General features: G+C 60.5%; 14 protein-coding genes. 7 read left to right on the top strand and 7 right to left on the bottom strand.

Annotated features, from left to right (window positions below; translation table 11 throughout):
- Nucleotides 1-42 precede the first annotated feature (42 nt).
- Nucleotides 43-933, bottom strand: coding sequence for a hypothetical protein (locus G5154_RS15050; RefSeq protein WP_421251162.1), 891 nt, complete (start codon nucleotides 931-933; stop codon nucleotides 43-45).
- Nucleotides 934-1,072: 139 nt separating this feature from the next.
- On the opposite strand from G5154_RS15050, the gene G5154_RS15045 reads away from it, so the two are divergent.
- A complete protein-coding gene (locus G5154_RS15045; RefSeq protein WP_421251163.1) occupies nucleotides 1,073-1,420 on the top strand; it encodes a hypothetical protein in 348 nt (115 codons plus the stop codon).
- Between the two features lie 26 nt (nucleotides 1,421-1,446).
- Here G5154_RS15045 and ppa read toward each other — a convergent pair whose 3' ends face one another.
- The 3 genes from ppa to G5154_RS15030 form a co-directional block, all read right to left on the bottom strand.
- On the bottom strand, nucleotides 1,447-1,977 hold the full coding sequence (gene ppa / locus G5154_RS15040; protein WP_005335667.1) for an inorganic diphosphatase: 531 nt from the start codon (nucleotides 1,975-1,977) through the stop codon (nucleotides 1,447-1,449).
- Nucleotides 1,978-2,193: 216 nt separating this feature from the next.
- On the bottom strand, nucleotides 2,194-3,774 hold the full coding sequence (locus G5154_RS15035) for a DUF3369 domain-containing protein (protein ID WP_421251164.1): 1,581 nt from the start codon (nucleotides 3,772-3,774) through the stop codon (nucleotides 2,194-2,196).
- A gap of 109 nt (nucleotides 3,775-3,883) precedes the next feature.
- Entirely contained in the window at nucleotides 3,884-4,765 is an 882-nt protein-coding gene (locus G5154_RS15030; protein ID WP_236347269.1) for a LysR family transcriptional regulator, read from the bottom strand.
- Between the two features lie 157 nt (nucleotides 4,766-4,922).
- Here G5154_RS15030 and G5154_RS15025 point away from each other — a divergent pair, with 157 nt between their 5' ends.
- Both G5154_RS15025 and G5154_RS15020 read left to right on the top strand, forming a co-directional pair.
- Nucleotides 4,923-5,324, top strand: coding sequence for an SMR family transporter (locus G5154_RS15025; RefSeq protein ID WP_337073484.1), 402 nt, complete (start codon nucleotides 4,923-4,925; stop codon nucleotides 5,322-5,324).
- Nucleotides 5,312-5,632, top strand: coding sequence for an SMR family transporter (locus tag G5154_RS15020; RefSeq protein ID WP_421263947.1), 321 nt, complete (start codon nucleotides 5,312-5,314; stop codon nucleotides 5,630-5,632). Before G5154_RS15025 ends, G5154_RS15020 begins: the two co-directional genes overlap by 13 nt.
- Before the next feature lie 65 nt (nucleotides 5,633-5,697).
- Here G5154_RS15020 and G5154_RS15015 read toward each other — a convergent pair whose 3' ends face one another.
- From G5154_RS15015 to hrpB, 3 genes are all read right to left on the bottom strand, one after another.
- The gene (locus G5154_RS15015) at nucleotides 5,698-6,099 is read right to left on the bottom strand and encodes a VOC family protein (RefSeq protein WP_005343260.1); all 402 of its coding nucleotides are present in this window, start codon (nucleotides 6,097-6,099) and stop codon (nucleotides 5,698-5,700) included.
- Nucleotides 6,100-6,157: 58 nt separating this feature from the next.
- Nucleotides 6,158-8,476 (bottom strand): penicillin-binding protein 1B, encoded by a 2,319-nt coding sequence (gene mrcB, locus G5154_RS15010; RefSeq protein ID WP_421212658.1) that lies wholly within the window; start codon nucleotides 8,474-8,476, stop codon nucleotides 6,158-6,160.
- A 73-nt stretch (nucleotides 8,477-8,549) separates the two neighbouring features.
- The gene (gene hrpB / locus G5154_RS15005; RefSeq protein WP_421251166.1) at nucleotides 8,550-10,997 is read right to left on the bottom strand and encodes an ATP-dependent helicase HrpB; all 2,448 of its coding nucleotides are present in this window, start codon (nucleotides 10,995-10,997) and stop codon (nucleotides 8,550-8,552) included.
- Nucleotides 10,998-11,175: 178 nt separating this feature from the next.
- On the opposite strand from hrpB, the gene thpR reads away from it, so the two are divergent.
- From thpR to gluQRS, 4 genes are all read left to right on the top strand, one after another.
- Nucleotides 11,176-11,718: an RNA 2',3'-cyclic phosphodiesterase gene (gene thpR, locus G5154_RS15000; RefSeq protein ID WP_421251167.1), complete on the top strand. Its 543-nt coding sequence runs from the start codon at nucleotides 11,176-11,178 to the stop codon at nucleotides 11,716-11,718.
- Nucleotides 11,715-12,458 (top strand): DNA/RNA nuclease SfsA, encoded by a 744-nt coding sequence (gene sfsA / locus G5154_RS14995; RefSeq protein ID WP_421251168.1) that lies wholly within the window; start codon nucleotides 11,715-11,717, stop codon nucleotides 12,456-12,458. The genes thpR and sfsA overlap by 4 nt, the downstream gene beginning before the upstream one ends.
- A 119-nt stretch (nucleotides 12,459-12,577) precedes the next feature.
- Complete coding sequence (gene dksA / locus G5154_RS14990) at nucleotides 12,578-13,027, top strand: RNA polymerase-binding protein DksA (RefSeq protein WP_005335644.1); 450 nt, start codon at nucleotides 12,578-12,580, stop codon at nucleotides 13,025-13,027.
- Between the two features lie 111 nt (nucleotides 13,028-13,138).
- Nucleotides 13,139-14,053, top strand: coding sequence for a tRNA glutamyl-Q(34) synthetase GluQRS (gluQRS, locus tag G5154_RS14985; RefSeq protein ID WP_421251169.1), 915 nt, complete (start codon nucleotides 13,139-13,141; stop codon nucleotides 14,051-14,053).
- The last annotated feature ends 27 nt before the right edge of the window (nucleotides 14,054-14,080 follow it).

Below are 14,080 nucleotides of genomic sequence, written 5' to 3'. Positions count from 1 at the left end.
GATAAAAATCAATGAATTGGCTGCTGGTCTGAGCTGTCTGCGTCAGTAGAGCGACTCGCTGATGAGGGGGATCTTGGCCATGGTCATCTGCTGGGCCAGCAGGGACGAGCCAGTCAGCAGCACATGGCGCTGATTGTTGATCACCACCACATCTCCGGGTACGCCACTGTCTGCCGTGATGGCCAGCCAGGCAGGGGAGACGCTGCCGATGCTAATATCCGGATAGATGATGCTGAGCACATATTGCGGCGCCAGCTCCGCCAGCAGACTGGCCATCAGCAGCGCCTTCTCATCGCTGTCGGCCTTGTTATCCTGCAACGCCTGCAGCGGCGGCGCGAAATGATTCAGCTGCTCCGGCTGGGTGGGGATGGCGTTTAGCCACTCCTGCAGCAGGCTGACGCTGGTGGCGAGATCTTTGGCCGCAAACTGCTGCGCCAACGGCTTTAGATGCCCTTTGAAGTGGTAGAAGAGCTGGGAGTAATCGGGTCGCACGCAAGGCAGTTTGCGATTGGCCGGATGGACGCAGGGGATCACCCTCATCTGGTAGAAGGCATCCTCCTGATACTGCTGGTAGGCTTGCCAGAACAGCAGCGACTCCATGCTGTCGTCCCGCAGGGTGAAGGCCTGCTCCAGATTGCGAAATTTGGTAGCGGTCTCTGGGCTGCTCTGATTGATCAGGTTGATGCTGTTGTAGAGCCGCGGGCTGATGTAGGCGTAAAGGGTCTCCAGCGGATTGGTGAGAGAGGCCTTCAGCAGGCTCATCTCGTGGCGACTGGCGGCCATCACCTGATCGTCGGTGGTCAGCTGGAAGTGCTTGCGCTGGCCATCGGTGGATTGCCACTGCCAGCTCATGTTGATTTCGCTGGCGTTGCTTGTAGCACCAAGAGTGGTGCAGAGAGTGAGGCTGAGCAACAGCGCGGGGGTCAGCTTCATGGTGGTGCTTCCTGCCGTGGACGATAATTAACAACTAGGTGAGCCGGCACCACTTCGGTGATGTTTCGTTTTGTGAGCTGTATAACAGATTGATGTGACTTTTAATTTAATTGTGAAAATAAGTCACTCGGGAGGGCATATGAAGCCTTGGATCATAGTGCTGTTTGGGCTGCTCAGCCTGCCAGCCATGGCGGGTCAGGTGATCGTCAACAAGGGGATGTCCATTGCGGATACCTTTGCCCTACGCGATCAGTTGGCGCGCGAACACGAATGGCAGGAGTGGCTGCGCTACCAGCAGGCCATCAAGTGGCTGGAGGTGTTGCCGGTCAACTGTGAACTGATGAGCCAGCCGGGCGGTGGCTATCGCTGTGGCGGTGATTACTATCGTCCCTACCAGAAAGATGGTCGTGAAATATACATTCAGGGCAATCCTAGCGGAGATGCGGCCGGTCAGCTGCCGCAAACACCGACAAAAAAGGCGCCATAAGGCGCCTTTCTCATTCCGGGGGACGCTTACTTGGCAGCATAACGCTCGGCAGAGGTCTTGATCTCGGCTTCGGCAGCAGCCTTGTCGCCCCAGCCTTCCACCTTGACCCATTTGCCCGCTTCCAGCTCTTTGTAGCGCTCGAAGAAGTGCTGGATCTGGGCTTTCAGCAGTTCCGGCAGATCGTTCACATCCTGGATGTGGTCGTACTGCTTGGTCAGCTTGGAGTGCGGTACAGCGACGATCTTGGCATCTTCGCCAGATTCGTCGGTCATCTTCAGCACGCCAACCGGACGGCAGCGAATGACGGAACCGGCCAGCAGCGGGTAGGGGGTCGGAACCAGTACGTCGACGGGGTCACCATCCAGAGAGAGGGTCGCGTTCACGTAGCCGTAGTTGCACGGATAGAACATCGGGGTAGACATGAAGCGATCGACGAAAATAGCGCCGCTGTCCTTGTCGACTTCGTATTTGATCGGGTCGGCATTCTGCGGGATTTCGATGATGACATAGATATCGTCGGGCAGGCTCTTGCCGGCCGGTACCAGGTTCAGGCTCATGATATTTCCTTCGTTGTTAGTATCAGGATTGCAGGCCGATATTATAGCGATGTGATGTTAAATGACCATATTTCAGCGGATATCGCAGCCAAAGAAGGGTGATGTTTCCGGTTTGCGGCGCGTTGATGCGTGCAGGATGCAACAAAACAGCTGTTTTGATGCCTTGCCGGTGACCTTGGTCATCGGCAAGGGATGTTGAGTTGCAAGTGCAGAGAGTCAGAGCGAGTAGGGGAGTCTCGACTCGTTGACCAGTCGCGACAGTGCTGTTACGACATGAGGATCAAACTGGGTGCCGGAGCGGGACTGGATATACTCCATGGTCTGCGCCAGCGTCCAGGGCTCCTTGTAGGGGCGTTTGCTGAGCAGGGCATCGAATACATCGACCACCGCCACTATCCTCGCCGACAGCGGGATCTGCTGGCCAGTCAGCTGCAGCGGGTAGCCCTTGCCATCGAAGTGCTCGTGGTGGCCCCGGGCGATTTCGGCGCCGAGAGAGAGGTAGCTGGTGCCCTCCACCATCTCGCCCGCCTTGTGCAAGATATTGGCGCCGATTCCTGCGTGCTGCTCCATGATGGCCCGCTCTTCCGGGTCGAAACGGCCCGGTTTGTGCAGGATATGATCGGGGGTACCGACCTTGCCCACATCGTGCAGGATGGAAGCCATGCCGATCATTTCGACAAACTCCGGGGTCAGTTGCTCCGGATAAACTGCCATCTGCTGCAACTCTTCCACCAGTGCGTCGGAGAGTTTTTGCACCCGCAGTACATGTTCGCCAGTATCGGAGTCGCGAAACTCTGCCAGCGCCGCCAGCGCCACCACTGTGGCCTCCTGGGCGCGCAGCAACTGGTTGTAGAGATAGAGGTTGTCGTAGGCCGCCGAGATGCGCTGGCAGAAGACATCCAGCAGATCGCACTCGAGGGGATCCAGGGGTTGGGTAGGGGTAAAGCTCAACACGAACTCGCGGCCATTCTGGGCGGCGATATAGAGGGAATCCTGAGGGTGTTCAAAGCGGTTGCAGCGTGCCGCCAATGCCTTCATGACCGAGTCGTTGAGGGTAGGAAAATCGGTTAGCTTGCCCTCGTCCAACAGGGTCTCGTAGTCGCCGGTGGCAGCCAGGATCTCCAGCGTCTCTTCGCCGGGGCGGCGTTCGGCGCAGATAGCCCCTTCGGTGCCCACATCGAGAATGGCGCTGATCTGTTTCAGCACGCCGGAGGCAAACTCCTTGAGTGAATGAAGATGGTAGAGATCGCCCGCCCCTTCCAGAATTTTGCCGAGCCCCTGCCGGCTCTTGTCGATGGCGCTGAGGGTTTCGTATGAGCGCAGAGAGGCGATGACGGTGGTGTAGAGTTTTTGTACCGTCAGCTCGGTCTTGGTCTTGTAGTCGTTGATGTCGTAATCGAGGATCACCCGCTGTTCGGGGGCCTGACCGGGCTGGCCGGTACGGAGCACGATCCTCACCAGCGAGTTGCGCATTTCGTTGCGGATCCGGTGAACCAGCCGCAAACCGGCATCTTCGGTTTCCATCACCACATCGAGCAGGATCAGGGCAATTCTGGGATTGGCTTCCAGCATGCGACCCGCTTCGGCGCCGCTGTAGGCATTAAGCAATTCAAGCGGGCGCGACTTGTAGTGAATATTGGAGAGGGCCAAGCGTGTAGCATGATGAATATCCGGCTCATCATCCACGATCAGCACTTGCCATGGGTTGAGTGCCTTGGGGATCACGACCTCTTCTTCATCGAGTTCGATGATGTCGTCGTCCAGCAAGATGTCGTCCTTGTCTTGGGCACTGCTCATATCGGTTACGCCTCCGGCGCTCAATGAGTATGTGGACAGTATGCACGATCACATCTGCTCGGATCATCAGGATAAGTGTATATCGTGAGCTGGCTCCGCCTCTTTATCTCTACTCGAAAGGCTCCAGATATCCCTGGATCGACTTTTTCAACCAGGCCAACACCTTGCCGTGATAGGCGTTTTCCGCCAGATAGACACCATAATCACGCCACTGCAGGCTGAACTTGTGTTTCAGGGTCAGCAGGGTGCCTTGTCGCAGCTGGCTCTGGATCAGTGGCGAGGGGAGCACCGCCCAACCCAGTCCGTCCAGCACCGCATTGCGCATCAACTCGAAGCTGGAGAGGCCGATATGCTGGCCCCCTACTGGCAACAGGCTTTTTACCGAAAATTCATCGATATAAGAGAGGGTAACCTGAGTGTGATCAGTCAGATCCTGCTGTTTCACCCGTCGCAGGTCGGCCAGTGGATGGCTGGGCGCTACCACCATCAGGGTGCGAATGGGGTTGAGCACGTCGATGTTGAGGCCGCTGCGCTCCTGATCCTCGGTGATGAGGCCAAATGCTGCATCGACAAAGCCCTCTTCCACCAGTGCGGGCAGTTCGGGTGGGGAGGCGAGCACCAGCGAGATACTGGTACCGGGAAACTGGCTGCGCAAGGCAGCCAGCATCTCGCGCCACACCTGTTCCGGGATAGCGTCATCGCGCGCAACCCGCAGTGCTACCTCGGCGCCGGAGGCGTAGTGTTCACACTTTAGCTTGAGGCTGTTGGCCGCTTGCAGGAGTCGCTTGCAGTCATCCAGTACCAGCTCGCCGATGTCGGTCAAGCGACTCTGATTGGCACCGCGTTCAAAAAGTTCGACGCCAAGCTCCACTTCAAGAGAGGCGATGGATGTGCTGACGGCGCTGCGGCTTTTGCCAAGTCGCCTGGCGGTGTTGGCAAGAGAGCCACTGTTTGCGGACTCTACGAAGAGTTCTATCTGATAGAGCTTCATGATGATGTGCAATAAGGAGGGATCTAGCACCACCTTAGCCCGACCTCTGATAGCAAGGCAAACCGTCAGCGTCTGATAACTCGACGCTCAGCGATTCCTGCCCCTGCCGTGACTGCGGCTATCATCTCTACCGTCGCAGCAACAGAAGGAAAATTCTATGTTAATCAGTCGCATGCTTTTAGCGCGCATATTTTTGACGGGGGCCATCCTCACCGAAGTAGCGGGGACATCCAGTATGGCGATGATCCCAGAGGATGCAGCGGGATGGATGAACTACCTGCCGATGTGGGTTCTGATCTCGATCTCTTACCTGTTACTGGCCAAAGCCGCCAAAACAATCTCCATTGGTATTGCGTTCGCATTATGGGAGGGTCTGGGGATTGCACTGATCACCGTCGTCTCCGTGTTGTTTCTCGATTACAACCTGAACGTTCAGGAGCTGATCGGTCTTGCGCTGGCAATAGTGGGTATTGTTATGGTGACCATGGGGGAAACCCATGACGACCCGGTGACAGGAAGTGATACGAGTCATGCGAAGGAGGCGGTATGCACCCGTTAATTATCGTGTTTGGCGCCGCACTGCTGGATATCGGCGCCAATATGGCGATCAACCACTCGCGGGGATTCCGCTATAAAGGGTGGGGAATGCTGGGAATTATGCTGGTATTGGGTGCCTTTACCCTGCTCTCCGAAGCGGTGAGCAGTGGCAAGGTTGATCTTGCTGTGGCCTATGCCACCTGGGGCGCCATCGGTATTCTGGGTACAGCCCTCGGTGGTTTGCTCATCTTCCGTGAGCGACTCAAGCCCATCGGCTGGGCAGGAATGATGGTGATGGCGCTGGCCGTCGCCATGCTGACCACCGCCTGATAACGCTTTATCAATGACCAAGCCGCCCGGTTCGCCGGGCGGCTTTTTGTTTGGCCGATGCAGGCTCAGCACGGCGCTTCGTAGAGCTCCAGCGGCAGACCATCCGGGTCGGCGAAGAAGGTGAAGCGCTTGTCGGTCAGCTCGTCCACCCGCACCGGCTCAACATCGACTTGATGAGCATGCAGATGGGTGATGACCCGGTCGAGGTCGCTGACCCGAAAAGCGAGATGGCGCAGGCCGCATGCCTCGGGGCGGGAGGGGCGCTCGGGGGACGAGGGGAAGCTGAACAGCTCAAGCTGGCTGCCGTCTGGCAGGGCCAGATCCAGTTTCCACGACTGGCGCGCCTCGCGCAGGGTCTCCGCAATGATGGGCAGCCCCAGCACCTCGTGATAGAAGTGGCGCGAGCGTTGGTAGTCGCTGGCGATGATGGCCACATGGTGGATGGCGTCAAACAGCGGAAAGGTCATGGTGTTTCCTTGTCAGCAGCATAGTGAACGGGCAGCCTGCGCTGCCCGTGTTGTTGATCTAGTTGAAGAAACCGCCGAACCAGTCATCCAGTGCACTGCGTGGTGTCGTACTGCTGGCGCAGCTGGTCGGGGAGCCCATAGTCGAAGTTTTGGCCGGAACCTGCAGGCTGCCCGGGCAGTCGCTGGTGACGCGGGTGCCGCTGGCACGGGAGAAGTTGGCCCAGGTGACCCCCTCCGGCATCTGCAGGCTCAGGCTGTTGACGCCGCGCTGGCTCATGTAGCCGCTAAAGAGCTGCAGTGCCCCGCTGGCGCCGGTCAATCCTGCCGGGGTGTTGTCGTCGCGACCGACCCAGATACTGACCAGCTCGTTGTTGTCCATCCCGGTAAACCAGGAGTCGCGCAGCTCGTTGGTGGTGCCTGTCTTGGCCGCCATGGTAGCGCCGGGGAACTTGGCACTGAGCGCGCGGGCCGTGCCCTGGCTCACCGTCTTGGTCATGGCGAACAGGGTCAGCCAGCTTGCCTGACTGTCGGTGACCCGTTTGGCGGTCTGATCATGCTGATAGAGCAGGCTGCCATCCCCCTTGACCACGGCACGAATGGCCGACAGCGGCTGGGTCAGCCCCTGATTGGCGATGGGCAGATACATCTGGTTCACCTCCATCGGCGAGAGGGCCACCGCCCCCAGCACCAGCGATGGATAAGGTTGGATCTCCTGCTGCACCCCCAGCTTGTGCAGTGTGTCGACTACCTTCTCCAGCCCCACCTGCAGACCCAGATTGACAGTCGGCACGTTGAGGGAGCCGGCCAGCGCATCCATCAGCGGTACGCTCTGGCGGAACTTGCGATCGTAGTTTTGCGGCGTCCAGACCTGACCATCCTGACCACGAATGCGGATCGGCTGATCTTTGAGCGGGGTCGCCAGGGTCAGCCCATTGGAGAGGGCGGTGAGGTAGACAGCCGGTTTCACCAGTGAGCCGATCTGGCGGCGGGCATCCAGCGCCCGGTTGAACCCGGCGTAACGGGGATCGCGGCCACCCACCAGCGCCACCACTTCGCCCTTATGCCAGTCGGAGACCACCATGGCCGCCTCCAACTTTTTCTTGCCGCGCTGTTTCTCGATCTGGGCAAGCCCGGAAGAGACGGCCTGCTCGGCGGCATGCTGGGCGATGGGGTCGAGGCTGGTGAAGATCTTGAGGCCAGACTGCTTGAGCAGATCGGCGCCGAAGCGGCTCTGGATCTCTCGCTTGAGCAGTCCCATAAAGGCCGGAGTGCGGCCATAACTCATCTGGCCACGGGCGATGATGCCGAGGGGCTGACGGCTGGCCAGCTCATATTCGGCCTGGGTCAGGCTGCCGTGATCCATTAGCAGCTTCAGCACCAGATCCCGGCGAGTCTTGGCCCGCTCCGGGAAGCGCCAGGGGTCGTAATAGGAGGGGCCCTTCACCAGACCGACCAGCAGGGCGACCTGATCGATATCCAGCTCGTTGACCGGAATGCCGAAGTAGAAGTAGGAGGCGAGGCCGAAACCGTAGACCCCTTGCGAGAAGTTCTGCCCCAGATAGACCTCGTTGAGGTAGGACTCGAGGATCTCGTCCTTGCTGTAGCGATAGTCGATCAGCACTGCCATGTAGGCTTCCTGCAGTTTGCGCCACAGACTGCGTTCACGGGTCAGGAAGAAGTTCTTGGCCAGCTGCTGGGTCAGGGTACTGCCTCCCTGCACGGTGCGACCTGCGATCAGGTTGGCGAACATGGCCCGCATGATGGCCACCGGCGAGACGCCGCCATGCTGGTAAAAGTCGCGATCTTCGGTGGTGAGCAGGGTCACCAGCAGGCTGTCGGGTACCTCGCTGAGGCGAACCAGCAGGCGATCTTCCCGATCCTCGGTATTGAGGCGATCGAGCAGCACCGGGTCCATCTGGGCGTAACCGAGCTGGCGCTGGTTCTCCAGCGACTGGATCCCCTCAAGGCGCGGGCCGTTGAAGGTGAGGCGCAGGCCACGGGCTCCATCGGCGCCATCATAGAACTCGAACGGACGGCGAATAAGCTCGATGCGGTTGCCGTTGATGGTGTATTCACCCGGCGTGTGAGGCTGGCGCACCTGCTTGTAGCTCAGCATGTTGAGCTCGCGCAGCATCTGGTCCCGCGACAGGCGCTGGCTGGGGTAGAGCTCCAGCGGACGGCTGTAGACCATCACCGGCAGCTGCCACTTCTCGCCATCGAAGCGCTCGCGCACCTTGGTATCGAGGTAGATGCCAAACACCACCATAAAGGCCGCCACCACCAGGGAGAGCTTGAAGCCAAGCCAGAACAGCTTGCGCCAGATGGTGCGTTTGGGCGCTGCCTTCTTGGGGGCACGCTTGCGTCGTTGGGTTGCCATAAATCCTCTTTGCTTTCCTTTCTACTTGTTATGTCGCATTCGCGAACGTCCGAGCGGGATTAACCCATCGAACCTAGATGCCCATCTTCTTCTTGGTGACCTTGGTCGGCATCGCCTCCAGCGGATTATCCGGCCAGTAGTGGCGGGGATAGCGCCCCTTCATCTCTTTTTTCACCTGTTCGTAGGAGCCTGCCCAGAAGGCGGCCAGATCGGCGGTGATCTGCAGCGGCCGCTGGGCGGGGGAGAGCAGCTCCACCACCAGCGGTACCCGGCCATCGGCCACGCAGGGGGTCGAACCTTGCCCGAACATCTCCTGAATACGTACCGGGATCACCGGTGCCTGCCCTGGCTGATAGCGGATCCGCACCCGGCTGCCGGTCGGTGCCGCAAAGTGGCTCGGCAGTGCCTCGTCCAGCCGTTTGGGCAACGGCCAGGGCAGGGATTGGCGCAGGATGTCGCTCATATTGAGCCTCTTCAGCTGCTCCAGCCGGGTCATGCCGCTCACCGCTGGTAGCAGCCACTGTTCCAGCGTGGCCTGCAGACTCTCGTCATCCATCGCGGGCCACCCCTCATCGGGCAGCCAGTCGCGGGCGCAGCGCAGGCGGGCCAGCAGCCCTTCGCTGCTCTCGTCCCAAGGCAGCACATGCAGCCCCTTGCGGCGAATGCCTTGCAGCAGGCAGCGCCCTTTCTGCTCGTCAGAGAGTTCGGTCAGCGGTCGCTGGCTCAGCACCAGTTCGCCGATCACCTGCTGGCGTTCGGCGCGCACCCGCTCTTCACGTTCATCCCAGTCGAACCACTGCCGTTCGCTCACCAGTTCCGGCAGCAGGCGTACCAGCTCGTCCAGATCGACCGGTTCGGCAATAAAGATGCGGCTGCCGCGATCGTTTTGCCCCATCTCAATGGCGATGAGGGCGGCTTGTCCCTGACAGGGATGACCTTCTACCAGATCGCAGCTCACCCCACCACTGAGTTGATAGCGACTGCCGCTACGCAGTTTGCCGATGCGATCCGGCCAGGCGAGGGCACAGAGCAGCCCTAGCCACTGACCCTGCGCAGTGGCAGGGCGCACGCCAAGCCGTTCAAACCAGCGGGCCGCCCCCTGACGCAGAGCGTTTTGACGGCGGTGGAACAGCACAGAGAGGCGCTCCGATCCTCGCAGATCTTCTTCCTGCAACGCCACCAGATAAGCTGCATCGGCGACAATCCCTGTCAGACCTTCAGCTTCCAGCTCGCGGGCGCGCAGCAGCATGCGGGCGAGCCGGGGATGGGTACCGAAGGCGGCCATGGCGCGGCCAGCGGGAGTGAGTTGTTGCTCACCCTCAGGCTTCATGGCGCCAAGGGCCACCAGCAGCCGCTGGGCACTGGCCACCGCAGCGGCGGGGGGCATGTCCAGCAGCGGTAGATCTTCCACCTTGGCCCCCCACTGGGCGGCGTCCAGCAGCAGACCGGTCAGCTCCTGAGTGAGAATATCTGGTGGGCTCTGCTCGGCGAGCCGCTCCTGCACTTCGTTGCTCCAGAGCCGGTAGCAGACGCCGGGGCCGAGGCGACCGGCGCGACCGGCCCGCTGGGTGGCGGAGGATTTGGCTATCTGGCGGGTTTCCAGCCGGGTGACACCGCTTTTCAGATCAAAGGAAGCCCGTCGCTCCAGCCCGCTGTCGATCACCACCGAGACCCCCTCGATGGTGAGGGAGGTCTCCGCCACATTGGTGGTGAGCACCAGCTTACGGCGGCCCGCAGGCGCCGGTTCGATGGCCGCCTGCTGCGCCGCCATATCGAGGCGGCCGTAGAGGGGGGCGAGGGTCACGTCGTCCGGCAGTTTGTCTGCCAACCATTGCGCCAACCGCTCGATCTCCCCCTGTCCCGGCAGAAAGACCAGCAGGCTGCCATCTTGCTCGGCCAGCGCTTCGAGCACCACGGCGCCGACCTGCGGCTCCAGCCACTGCTGGCGGTTGGCGGGGCGGTAGTGGTAGTCGATGGGAAAGCCGCGCCCTTCGGAGCGAACCACAGGGGCATCCGGCAGCAAGGTCTCGAGTGCCATGCCATCCAGGGTAGCGGACATCACCAGCAGCTTGAGGTCATCGCGCAATCCCTGCTGGCTCTCGATAGCGAAGGCCAGCGCGGTATCGGCGTGCAGACTGCGTTCGTGGAACTCATCGAAGATGACCAGCGAGACGCTATTCAGCTCAGGGTCCTGCTGCAACATCCGGGTCAGCACCCCTTCGGTGACGATCTCTAGCCGGGTCGTTGAGCTGGTGCGGCTCTCGCCACGCACTCGCAGGCCGATGCGCTCGCCCACCTTCTCCCCCAGTTGGCGCGCCAGAAAAGTGGCGATATTGCGCGCCGCAAGGCGCCTTGGCTCCAGCATGATGATGCGGCCGGGCAGCCGGTTCTGACGCACCAGCTCCAGCGGCAGCAGGGTCGATTTGCCCGCGCCGGGTGGCGCCTGCAGGATCACGCTGGTGTGGCTGTCGAGGGCGGCAAAGAGTTCGGGCAATACCGAAACGATGGGGAGCTGGGACAAAGCGATGAGCACCTTCTGTGGCAACCGGTAAAACGGCGCCTATTCTGCCACAGCCGCCCGCGCCACCGTGAGTGGATGTGCGGATATGGCCACTCGGGCGGGAGGCTGGCGAGACATGGCCGGATAGCTGCCATAGAATGGGCCCATCCAATGAGCGTGAAAAAGGCATTATCACCACATGGCCAAACTCTTCTTTGCCCTGCCCGTCAAGGAGCTCGCTCCCGAGCTCATCGCCTGGCGCGATCAGCTGCCCTGGCCCGGTCAGCTGGTGCCGCAAGCCAACCTTCATCTGACCCTCGCCTTTCTGGGGGAGGCGGACGAGTTGACCACCCGCCGCCTGATCGCCGCCGTGGAGCGTCAGCACTGTCCGCCGCTCTCCATCAGGCTGGATGAGACCGGCTGGTTCAGCCGGGCCAAGGCTGCCTGGATTGGCCCTAAGGAGTGGCCCAACGAGCTGACCGTGCTGGCAAAGGCGCTGCGCCGCCACGGTGAGAAGTTGCGTCTTGGCAATGGCGAGCAGGGTTATCGCCCCCATGTCACCCTGTCGCGCAAGGCGGGTGAGGCGCCTGCCATCCTGCCTGCCCCAAATTTTCTGCTGCAGGCCGATGAGTTCTGCCTCTATCAATCCATCTCGACTCCGGACGGGGTGCGCTACGAGCCGCTTGCCTGCTGGCCGCTGCGTGCCCGGGTAAAAGAAGATGCGCGGAGGGCTAACCCGTGATCTTTGATCCCCCCCTGCAATCGGGCCAGCTGGTGGCCCGCTACAAGCGCTTTTTGACCGATGTACAACTCGATAACGGCGAGGTCATCACCATCCACTGCGCCAACACCGGTGCCATGACCGGTTGCGCCGAACCGGGCACCCGGGTCTGGTACTCCACCTCCGACAACCCCAAGCGCAAGCTGCCCAACAGCTGGGAGATCGCCGAGAGCCCGGCGGGCCACTTTATCTGCGTCAACACGGCGCGCGCCAACCAGATCGCCCGGGAGCTTATCGAGCAGGAGGCCATGGCTCCGCTGGCGGGTTACAGCCGGTTGCGCACCGAGGTGAAGTATGGCGAAGAGAACAGTCGCATCGATCTGTTGCTGGAAGATGATGAGAAGGGCAATTGTTACATCGAGGTAAAATCGGTCACCCTGCTCGACGAGCGGGAGGAGGCTGGTATGGGCTACTTCCCCGATGCGGTCACCGCCCGTGGTGCCAAGCATTTGCGCGAGTTGATGGCGATGAAAGCGGCGGGCCACAGGGCCGTGCTGCTCTTTATGGTGTTGCACTCCGGAATAAGCCGGATGCGCCCTGCAACCCATATAGATCCGCACTATAGTCTGCTAATTGAGCAGGCAATCGCGGCGGGGGTTGAAATTTTATGCTATCGGCCCCATGTTGGGGTGCAAGGCATGGTGGCTCAAGGGTTTATCCCGTTTGAATCTGGTCACCTGTTACCCGAGGGGAGTGCATAAATATTGGAGTGGGTAACATTATTGGTACGGCTCGTTTGCTTACCCGTTACCCTTCTGCTATAGATGTCGCCCTCAATTTATGGATGGCACGGGTAGCGTGCTGAATTAGGAGACAGGGCATGCCAACAGGCGAAAACAGGAAATCTCTGGGCCCCCTGGCCATTGCGGGTGTCGCGCCTTACCAGGAAAAGCCGGGTGAGGAGTACATGAATGACCAACAAAAGGCGCATTTTCGCAAGATCCTGGGTGCCTGGCGCAACCAACTGATGCAGGAAGTTGATCGTACCGTCGACCATATGAAAGACGAGGCTGCCAACTTCCCGGATCCCGTGGATCGTGCCGCGCAAGAAGAAGAGTTCGCTCTTGAACTGCGTACCCGCGACCGTGAACGCAAGCTGATCAAGAAGATCGAGAAGACCTTGCAGCTGCTGGAAGATGACGACTTCGGTTACTGCGAGCATTGCGGTATCGAAATCGGTATCCGTCGTCTGGAAGCCCGTCCGACTGCCGACCTCTGTGTCGACTGCAAGACGCTGGCCGAGATCAAGGAAAAGCAGATGGCCGGTTGATCCCGACCCGCTGCAATATGAAAAAGGGAGCTTGCGGGCTCCCTTTTTTATTGAGCTTTTGGACGGGTCGTCCCAGAATGCAGCCTCAATGAATCGCTTACCCGAACAGTCATGCCAGTGAATCCCCCGTCCTCACCCCTTGTGCGTCCCTATGTGGGCCGCTTTGCCCCTTCACCGTCAGGCCCGCTTCATTTCGGTTCGCTGATCGCCGCCCTCGGCAGCTTTTTGCAGGCCAGAGCGCAGCAGGGACGTTGGCTGGTGCGCATCGAAGATATCGATCCGCCGCGGGAAATGGCAGGGGCAGCGAACCTGATCCTCAAGACTCTTGAGGCATATGGCCTCGAGTGGGATGGGGAGGTGATGTTCCAGAGCGCGCGCCACGGCCGTTATGACGAGATCATCGACCAGCTCTATCGGGCGGGGGAGCTCTACTGGTGCCGTTGCACCCGGCGCGAAATTATGGCCGCGGGCGGTCTCTACAGCGGCCACTGCCGCACGCTGGGGCTTGCGGCCGAAGGTTGCGCGGCCCGGCTGCGCCAGCACCATCCGGTCTACCACTTCGATGATCGCTTGCAGGGCCATATCGCGGTCCCGGCGGCGCTCGCCGAGGAGGATTTTATTATCCGCCGCCGCGACGGGCTCTATGCCTACAACCTGGCGGTGGTGGTGGATGATATGGACAGCGGCATCACCGAGATAGTGCGCGGCGCCGATCTGCTCGAACCCACTGTGCGCCAGATTGCCCTCTACCAGACCTTGGGTGCAGCGGTGCCGGACTGGGTGCATTTGCCGCTGGCGGTGCTGGCAGATGGCAACAAGCTCTCCAAGCAGAACCATGCGCCGGCGCTGGCGCTGGCGCTCGATGAGGTGCGACCAGCCTTGTGGCAGGCGCTGCACTTCCTCGGCCAGTGCCCGCCGCCCGAGCTGATGGCGAGCCGAATCGACGAGATCATCGAGTGGGGCATCGCCAACTGGCAGCTAGAACGGGTGCCCGCCAGCGAGAAGATCCCGCTCGCGGATTGCTGAGTCGACCAGGTTATTTTTGTTTGATTG

Origin of the sequence: Aeromonas sp. 600527 (assembly GCF_049175415.1) — a bacterium.
Taxonomy (GTDB): Bacteria; Pseudomonadota; Gammaproteobacteria; order Enterobacterales; family Aeromonadaceae; genus Aeromonas; species Aeromonas veronii_A.
The sequence above is the reverse complement of the archived record's forward strand: the minus strand, read 5'-3'. Positions and strand labels throughout refer to the sequence as shown.

Bases quoted from the DNA above. Each gene is read 5' to 3' on its own strand.
- G5154_RS15050 (WP_421251162.1), bottom strand. From the start codon at position 933: ATGAAGCTGACCCCCGCGCTGTTGCTCAGCCTCACTCTCTGCACCACT.
- G5154_RS15045 (WP_421251163.1), top strand. From the start codon at position 1,073: ATGAAGCCTTGGATCATAGTGCTGTTTGGGCTGCTCAGCCTGCCAGCC.
- ppa (WP_005335667.1), bottom strand. From the start codon at position 1,977: ATGAGCCTGAACCTGGTACCGGCCGGCAAGAGCCTGCCCGACGATATC.
- G5154_RS15035 (WP_421251164.1), bottom strand. From the start codon at position 3,774: ATGAGCAGTGCCCAAGACAAGGACGACATCTTGCTGGACGACGACATC.
- G5154_RS15030 (WP_236347269.1), bottom strand. From the start codon at position 4,765: ATGAAGCTCTATCAGATAGAACTCTTCGTAGAGTCCGCAAACAGTGGC.
- G5154_RS15025 (WP_337073484.1), top strand. From the start codon at position 4,923: ATGTTAATCAGTCGCATGCTTTTAGCGCGCATATTTTTGACGGGGGCC.
- G5154_RS15020 (WP_421263947.1), top strand. From the start codon at position 5,312: ATGCACCCGTTAATTATCGTGTTTGGCGCCGCACTGCTGGATATCGGC.
- G5154_RS15015 (WP_005343260.1), bottom strand. From the start codon at position 6,099: ATGACCTTTCCGCTGTTTGACGCCATCCACCATGTGGCCATCATCGCC.
- mrcB (WP_421212658.1), bottom strand. From the start codon at position 8,476: ATGGCAACCCAACGACGCAAGCGTGCCCCCAAGAAGGCAGCGCCCAAA.
- thpR (WP_421251167.1), top strand. From the start codon at position 11,176: ATGGCCAAACTCTTCTTTGCCCTGCCCGTCAAGGAGCTCGCTCCCGAG.
- dksA (WP_005335644.1), top strand. From the start codon at position 12,578: ATGCCAACAGGCGAAAACAGGAAATCTCTGGGCCCCCTGGCCATTGCG.
- gluQRS (WP_421251169.1), top strand. From the start codon at position 13,139: ATGCCAGTGAATCCCCCGTCCTCACCCCTTGTGCGTCCCTATGTGGGC.